Genomic DNA, 7855 nt, shown 5'->3' with positions numbered 1-7855 from the left:
TTTTTTTTCACTTATCAGTTTACTAGGAATTGCTTTTTTTTGCACTCTGAATTACAAAAAAAGTTGCATGGAGAGCAAGCTTTCCACACAACTTATTATAGAACCAAAATCCGCCCGACTGGGGGTTGTCAAAATCTCCAAGAGAGCCTGGGCCAAGTCGGGGTCATAGTCCTGGTAGGGAATACTAGAACCCGTCATCAGCTCCACTTCACCATCGCCAAACCGGGCCACAGACGCCCCCTGCTCCTGAATATAGGCCAAACTCTCCAGAATCGGCCGTACTTGAATCAATCCTAAATCACTCATAAACTCCTCACTGACATAGGGCTTGAAAAACTGCTTCCGTTAGCAGCCGCCGGCTAAAATAGCCCTGACGCAACAAGGGGTTAAAGGCCCGCACCCGCTCCACCAAGACTTGGTAATCCGCTTCCGCCAAGGCTTCAATCCGCTCCACTGCTTCCGCCAAGGAATCCACCACAAAGCCCAGACCATTGGACTCAATCAATTCCTGATTGGCAATCCCCCGCTGGACAATGACCGGAATTCCCGCCGCTAAGAAAGTTCCTAGTTTATAGGGACAATACAGACTCTGGTAGTCCTTATCCCGATCATCCATCCATACCAGGCCAAAACCACCCCTAGCTAAGTCCAACAATAATTCCGGATCCGACTTATAGCCCATGGCCCGCACCTGATCCGGCAACTCCAACTGGTGCCAAGTGTAGAGCTGCAAGGGCACCGAATAGTTCCACTCCTTGACAAAGGAAAAGCGCTCCGGCGAACCCGGAAAATGAATCACCTTCTGAAAGCTGGCTTCTGCCTGGGGCAGCTCTGTCGGATGGTCCCACATTCCCTGCACCAGGGTTTTCGCAACCGTCAAGCCATGCTTGCGCAACACATCTAGCATCTGTTGACTCGGCGCCACCACTACATCCGCCTGGTTAAAGTAAGCAATGGTCCGCTCCATCAGATAATAATTTCCCGCAAACATCAGTGGCACCACATCGTGGATAAAGAGCACAATCTTAATCCGATAGGCTCGTAGTTTTTTCATCAAGCGCTCATCAAAGGCCGTGGTGTTCCACGTCGGCGTCTGAAAAATCACCACATCCCCGTGCCGCAGCCCCGCTACAATCCCATCCAACCGTTTGGACAACTCGGACTCACTATCCCCCCGCATATCAAAGGCATAGATCCCCAATTCCCGGTAACCCAATTCCGTTGCGATGTCGGTTACCATATTCTGGGCCAGCTGAGCCGTACTTTGCGCCGCTTGTCCATTCAAATTTGTAATATATACTCTCATTTTAGCTTTTACAAAGACGCCCCCTCTTGAATAAAGGTCCGAATCGCTTCTGGTGACAAGGACGAATCACAGACCACCCGCACCTGGCCACCCTCAGCCACCAACAGCCCCGGCACCGTCAGGATCTGGTAACGGGCCCGAAAAGCCTGCAGGTCTTCCCAATCCGCAAAGTTCTCGCTGTCTAGAAAAGCCACCTCCAAGCCCTGCTCGGCTTGTACCTGCGCCAACTTGGGCGCAAATAAACGTGAATAAAAACAACTGGCCCGCCCAACAAAGAGAATGAGCTTCTCTCCTGATTGAATCCTGTCACTAACTTCCTGGGTCACCAATGGTTTAAATTGTGAAACTGCTTGATAAAAATCCATCTCTATCCCTCTTTCTTTTAATACTGAGCTGGAGCTTCTCCGACGCTCTCACATAAAAAGATATCTCGGCTCATCCATAAACAGTCTCTTATCACTTGACAGTAAAAGTGCCATTCTTCCCCAAAGTCAAAGACAAACAAAAATCGCTGACCACTGCTTAGCTTGTCTAAAGTAACTTCTTCAGAATTACCGAGACTCCTTTCTTCTTCTAAATAGCCTGGATAATAGACCTGGTCACTCCAAGGAACTCCATCCATAAAGAAAGCATGGGCGTGGTCATTATCAAAATCAAAAGCCCATAAAATCGCATCTGCAAGTTCCGCAAAACTCTGCATCTTAGGAATCTGAATCTCCCTATAGATTCCCTTTTCCACTGTGATTCTAATAATCCACTGATTGGAAACCCGCTCTGCCTCCGGTAATGCTAAATGATCCAGAACCATCTCGATTGTATCAACAGTCTTTGGACCAATACCGCGAACAGCTAGTAAATCTTTTCGCGAAGCCTTTCGCAAATCTTCCTCCGTCACAAAATCCGCCAAAATTAAAAGACGAGCCTTGTCTATCGGTAAATATTTGTAAATATGCTCAGCTGAACGACCAGCAGCTAAAGCTAGCTTTTCTTCCATTTCTTTAAAATCAACCACACACTTCTCCTTCTATCTCTCTATAAGTGAGAACACAAATACTTTCAATCATTATATCACATCTTTACCTATATATTTTAAGGAGCTTTTCAAAACCTGGCCTTGTCAAACCTTCCTGATGAGATCAAGAAGAACACATACCTAGAAATCTTCATTGTAGATTGTACCGACTGTTTATGATGGACAAGGAGCCGTTGAACTTTGTATAATAAAAGCAAGTAGAAAAGTAGAGACGGTGGCTTCTGAAACCGAAAGTGAGGTGATGCCTATGGGTATCTCATCAAAATCTGACGGGGAGTGGGACAGAACTAAATTTGAAAAAATTTAGTTAATTCGCTTTCTTAATTTTGGGCTCATGCTAAAAAGATCCACTGGATCTTTTTACTCCCACCCCCGCAAGGCTGATTAGGCCCTCTTCCGAGCTTGAAAAGCGAACGAAGAGGCCAATCAGCTACTGCGTCAAAGATATTTTGTTATCCAAGATCAATGAGGCTAGACTTTTGTCCCAGCCTCTTTTGACAGCATTTGAGATTGTTCACACAATCCTTGGCTTTGGTACCTTTACCATCGCTTTGATCGGTTTGTGTTACACAATCTTCAAACATGACGACAAAAAGAAATAACCCGTCCCCACTTTGACCGAGTAGGACGAGTTATTCGTAACTATGAAGTCACCGTCTTAAACGGTTCTACCAAGGGTAGTTGTTGACGCAACTACCCTTTTTCATTTCCATTATACCTATTATTGGCTAAGAATACAAGTTTGACTTACGGCTATCCGTAAAAAATCCTAGTCCCTTGTTTATGATGGACAAGGAGCCGTTGAACTTTGTATAATAAGAGCAAGTAGAAAAGTAGAGACGGTGGCTTCTGAAACCGAAAGTGAGGTGATGCCTATGGGCAACTCATCAAAATCTGACGGAAAGGAGGAGCCTTTCTTTTGACAGCATTTGAGATTGTTCACACAATCCTTGGCTTTGGTACCTTTACCATCGCTTTGATCGGTTTGTGTTACACAATCTTCAAACATGATGACAAAAAGAAATAACCCGTCCCCGCTTTGACCAAGTAGGACGAGTTATTCGTAACTATGAAGTCACCGTCTTAAACGGTTCTACTAAGGATAGTTGTTAGCGCAACTATCCTTTTTCATTTTAATTATACCTATTATTGGCTAAGAATACAAGTTTGACTTACGGCTATCCGTAAAAAATCCTAGTCCCTTGTTTATAATGGACAAGAAGCTACTGGACTTTGTATAATAAGAGCAAGTAGAAAAGTAGAGACGGTGGCTTCTGAAACCGAAAGTGAGGTGGTGCCTATGGGTATCTCATCAAAATCTGACGGAAAGGAGGAGCCTTTCTTTTGACAGCATTTGAGATTGTTCACACAATCCTTGGCTTTGGTACCTTTACCATCGCTTTGATCGGTTTGTGTTACACAATCTTCAAACATGACGACAAAAAGAAATAACCCGTCCCCACTTTGACCGAGTAGGACGAGTTATTCTCACCTATAAAGTCACCGTCTTAAACGGTTCTACCAAGGGTAGTTGTTGACGCAACTACCCTTTTTCATTTACATTATACCTATTATTGGACAAGAATACAAGTTTGACTTACGACTATCCGTAAAAAAAGGAAGGAGCTCCTTTAGTTTAAGGGGACCTCTAAAAACCCCAGTTTTTCTTCAAATTTAATCACTCAAACCTTGATAAATCAACATTTAGATTTTCAGAAATTTAGTTTTTAGAGGTGCCCTTAAAAAAATTCAACTACTGTATCTCTCCCCTTATTCCAAGACTAACATAGCCTTGATCGATTTTCGTTGATCCATGTCCTGATAAGCTTGGTTAATATCCTCCAAGGAGTAAGAACTTGTGAAAACCTTACCGGGATTGATGTCACCATCCAAAACGGCTTTGAGGAGGACTTGTTTGTCATAGGTCGTTACAGACGCTGCCCCGCCTCCGATGGTGATATTTTGGGCAAAGGTTGAACCTAGGGCGTGGTTCGCATAGTGAGGGACACCGACAAAGCCGATGCGACCACCGTTATGGAGGACTCCGAGGGCTTGGTCAATGGAGGCTTCGGTTCCGACACATTCCAGGGCAGCATCGGCACCGCCACCGAGAAGTTCCCGTACCTTGGCAATGCCTGCCTCTCCCCGTTCGGCTACAACTGCGGTTGCGCCAAATTCGCGGGCCAGGGCCTGGCGGTCCGCATGGCGGCTCATCATGACAATCTGACTGGCTCCCCGCATCTTGGCTGCAATGACGGCACACTGGCCGACGGCACCGTCTCCAATCACCACTACCTTATCACCGGGCTTGACATCTGCCACACGCGCCGCATGGTAACCTGTAGGCATGACGTCAGCCAGGCTTAAAAGCGACTTCAGCATGCCTTCAGAGTAATCCGAAGGCTGGCCAGGAATTTTGACCAGGGCCCAGTTGGCAAAGTGGAAACGGATATACTCGGCTTGGACGCCGCCCGACCAGTTGTTACCAATATGCCTGTCACAGGTCCCGTCAAAGCCTGCTCGGCAAGCGTCACATTCGCCACAACCATGGGTAAAAGGAGCAATGACAAAGTCACCTGGTTGCACGGTCGTGATAGCAACACCGACTTCTTCAACAATCCCAATCGCCTCATGACCAGAATTGCGGGTGCCAAACTCCATCTGGTCATCCCGGTAGCGCCAGAGATCAGAACCACAAACACAGGTTCTGACAATACGAATGATGGCATCTTGAGGATCTTCAATCTGGGGACGGTCAATCTCCACTAGACCAACTTGACCGGGTTTTAGATAAACAGCTGATTTCATCTTTTCTCTCCTCACTTCTATTCATAACTTGCAATCAGGGCTTGGATCAATTCGACATGGGCTAGATAATCAGCAATGCTGACATTTTCATCTCCTGCATGGTCACGGCTGGTCGCATTGCCCATTCCAAAGCCAGCAATCGGAACTTCCAAAGCTTCAAAAACGGTGTGCATAGGTCCCGTACCCGGTGAGGTTGGTAAGACAGACACGCCTTCCGGAGTCAGCGCTTCCGCTAGTTCAATGACACGCAGGATCGGCGGAGCCGACATATCGCTGCGGTAACTTTTTTCACCTAGGGTAAAGTTTACTTGGACCTGGTCAAAACCGTGTTTACCCAAGTGCTGCCGGATTTTCTCCAAAACATCCTGAGGATCTAAACCTGGGACCAGCCGGACTTCCATTTTAGCTTGGGCTTGGGCAGGGATAATGGTTTTAACGCCTTGTCCTAGGTAGCCTGTGGACAGACCTTCAATGGTGATCGATGGTTCAAAATAGAGGCGTTTGAGAAATTCACGCCGGTCCTGAACCAGGGTTGGTAGGGTCAAGCCATAAATCTCCGTCACTGATTCAGGATTGGCTAGAGCATAGGCTTCAACCAAGGCCATTTCCCGTTCATTGGGTTCCCGCACCTGGTCATAAATGCCCTCAACTAGGATGCGTCCATCGGCTGCTCGCATGGACTGGAGGGCAGCGACCAGGTACCAGGCCGCTGAGTCAATCACGCCACCATAGGAAGAATGGATATCCAAGGCTGCTGATTCAACTGAGAGGTCAAAGGTTACAATCCCCTTGTTACCACCGGCTATCTCCAACTGGTGTTGCTGGTTCCGATGCCCTTGCTCCCAGACTAGCAAATCTGCTCCGCTCAAGTCCTCTTTGTATTTTTGCAAATACCGATCCAAATCAACCGAAGCGGACTCCTCGGCACCTTCGGCAATAAAAATCACATGAACCGGCAAGGAGCCGCCCGACTGAGCCTGGTACTTCTTGAGGGCCGATAGGCGGGCTGTGATGTGGCCCTTGTCATCGTCAACTCCGCGTCCGTAGATAAAGCCATCGCGCACGCTGACTTCAAAGGGCTGCCCCGTCCAGAGCTGATCACCATCGGCTGGAACCGTATCGTAATGGTTGTAAAAAATGATTGTTTTAGCATCTGGGCGGTTGGACAAGAATTTCGCCATCACAAAAGGCGCGGCATAGGAGTTGTCCAAGACCACCTCATCAGCACCTGCTTCATGAAAATAATCGCGCAGAAGACTGGCCACCTCCAAGAGACCGACCTGCTGGGCAAAAATAGATTTCTTGGACACCAGCACCTTCAGCTTCTCAAAATATTCCTGAATAATAGCATCTTCTTCGAATTGTTGCAGGCGTTCCTTGCTCATATCTGTTCTCACTTTCCTGATTGCAATACTTCCATCCTACCACACCGCCCCAACTTTGACCAATTACCATCCTTGAAGAGGCTGATTATATTTTCTTATCAGCAAAGCCCGTCACTTCCAGCTGACCTTCCAACAAGACCTGACCGTTTAAGAGCAGACGCAAGGCATGCGGACCATCCCAATGCTTGCGCGTGGTCTTGTCCACCCACTCATAAGACCAAGTTCCGCGCAAGGATGCAGTCTCCCGATCCTTGAGCATAAAGGATTTCTGGCCCACCCGTCCCGTCGGTTTCCTAAAATCCACCTGCAGCTCCAAGCGCAAGGGACCCGCTTGGCCCACCTCTAGCTCATAATCCAGCAACAACCGCTCTCCTTTATGGATTTTTGGGGGAAAATTCCAAGTCACCTGCTCCAGATCCTCTCGACTCCTGTAACCAAAAAGGGCCAGTGCCCGAGGATGCCCGGCCTTGAGTAAGGTTCTGGCAGCCCGCTTAACAATCCAATCAGTGTCAGGAGAGTAACCCTGCCAGCCCTCCAGCAAGTCCAACACCTCTTCCGGGTGTGTCCGCGTCCAATCATTCAAGTGATTAGCCACAGATTTACGGACATAGAGGGACGGATCCGCTTTTAAATTTTCCAAAAGTCCCCATATCTCCAGACGATACTGATCCAAGTCCGGAATTTTTTGGCCCCAAGGTAGATTGGGCCGCACCCCCTCACTGGCCAAACGCCGCTGGTGTTCATTCTCCGACAGTGCCCAACGCTGCAGCTGCTCAAAAGTCCGCTCAAAATCCCGTTTTAAAAAAGGACGGATGGCGAACTCCGCCGACGATGACGCCGTCAAAACCGTCAAGGCCCTCATGGAAGCCGCAAAATGCTCCAAGCCAAACAGGGACACTACATCCGGTAGAAATAGATAACGAAAGCCCTGCACCCGAACTCCAACCAGCTCCAAAAAGTCAGCCACCTGCTCAAACGGACGATCCAGACAGGCAACCAAAACATGCGCCAAGCGCTCATGCCGCTGCCGCAAACTAAGTGCCTTCCAGTCCCCTTGGGTCACTTCAGCCAAAAATCGCTGAACCGGAAAATCCGCCTCCACCTCCACAAAGGCCCAGGCAAACTCTGTCAAAACCTCCGCCGTATACATATCTTTCAAATCTGCCATAAAACCTCCAAAAAAGAGGCTAGGACAAAAGTCTAGCCTCATTGACTTTGGTTAATAAAACGCCTTTGACGCAGTAGCTGATTGGGTCTAACAGCATTGTATGCTGTTAGAGAGTAGCAAATCTTGTTTGCGAAGCAAACTCCAATCGTTCGCTT

Annotated in this window: 10 protein-coding genes; 3 read left to right on the top strand and 7 right to left on the bottom strand. The window is 47.8% G+C overall.

The annotated features are described in order from the left end of the window. Window positions 1-51: 51 nt before the first annotated feature. Genes E5983_RS07810 through E5983_RS07795 form a run of 4 tightly spaced genes read right to left on the bottom strand, consistent with a single transcriptional unit; the run spans window position 52 to window position 2318 of the window. Entirely contained in the window at window positions 52-306 is a 255-nt protein-coding gene (locus E5983_RS07810) for a GT-D fold domain-containing glycosyltransferase (RefSeq protein WP_160333303.1), read from the bottom strand. Window positions 307-313: 7 nt separating this feature from the next. Then, on the bottom strand, window positions 314-1306 hold the full coding sequence (locus E5983_RS07805; protein ID WP_202056579.1) for a sugar transferase: 993 nt from the start codon (window positions 1304-1306) through the stop codon (window positions 314-316). Window positions 1307-1314: 8 nt separating this feature from the next. Beyond that, window positions 1315-1671, bottom strand: a complete 357-nt coding sequence (locus E5983_RS07800) for a thioredoxin family protein (RefSeq protein WP_160333302.1) — start codon at window positions 1669-1671, stop codon at window positions 1315-1317. Between the two features lie 17 nt (window positions 1672-1688). Next, window positions 1689-2318, bottom strand: coding sequence for an IS1096 element passenger TnpR family protein (locus E5983_RS07795; RefSeq protein WP_160333301.1), 630 nt, complete (start codon window positions 2316-2318; stop codon window positions 1689-1691). Between the two features lie 482 nt (window positions 2319-2800). Here E5983_RS07795 and E5983_RS07790 point away from each other — a divergent pair, with 482 nt between their 5' ends. The 3 genes from E5983_RS07790 (at window position 2801) to E5983_RS07780 (ending at window position 3791) form a co-directional block, all read left to right on the top strand. Next, on the top strand, window positions 2801-2941 hold the full coding sequence (locus E5983_RS07790; RefSeq protein WP_331251102.1) for a putative holin-like toxin: 141 nt from the start codon (window positions 2801-2803) through the stop codon (window positions 2939-2941). 317 nt (window positions 2942-3258) lie between these two features. Continuing rightward, window positions 3259-3366 (top strand): putative holin-like toxin, encoded by a 108-nt coding sequence (locus tag E5983_RS07785; protein ID WP_160333300.1) that lies wholly within the window; start codon window positions 3259-3261, stop codon window positions 3364-3366. 317 nt (window positions 3367-3683) lie between these two features. After that, a complete protein-coding gene (locus tag E5983_RS07780; protein WP_160333300.1) occupies window positions 3684-3791 on the top strand; it encodes a putative holin-like toxin in 108 nt (35 codons plus the stop codon). Between the two features lie 318 nt (window positions 3792-4109). On the opposite strand, the gene E5983_RS07775 is transcribed toward E5983_RS07780, so the two are convergent. The 3 genes from E5983_RS07775 to E5983_RS07765 form a co-directional block, all read right to left on the bottom strand. Beyond that, the gene (locus E5983_RS07775; protein ID WP_160333299.1) at window positions 4110-5147 is read right to left on the bottom strand and encodes a zinc-binding dehydrogenase; all 1038 of its coding nucleotides are present in this window, start codon (window positions 5145-5147) and stop codon (window positions 4110-4112) included. 17 nt (window positions 5148-5164) lie between these two features. Continuing rightward, window positions 5165-6532 carry a M20/M25/M40 family metallo-hydrolase gene (locus E5983_RS07770; protein WP_160333304.1) on the bottom strand — a complete coding sequence of 456 codons (1368 nt, stop codon included), beginning with the start codon at window positions 6530-6532 and terminating at the stop codon, window positions 5165-5167. An 85-nt stretch (window positions 6533-6617) separates the two neighbouring features. Continuing rightward, complete coding sequence (locus tag E5983_RS07765; protein ID WP_160333298.1) at window positions 6618-7700, bottom strand: DNA alkylation repair protein; 1083 nt, start codon at window positions 7698-7700, stop codon at window positions 6618-6620. Between the last annotated feature and the right edge of the window lie 155 nt (window positions 7701-7855).

Origin of the sequence: Streptococcus danieliae, from assembly GCF_009767945.1 — a bacterium.
GTDB classification, from domain to species: Bacteria; Bacillota; Bacilli; order Lactobacillales; family Streptococcaceae; genus Streptococcus; species Streptococcus danieliae.
Note: the sequence above shows the minus strand (reverse complement) of the source record. Positions and strands in the feature narration are given on the sequence as shown.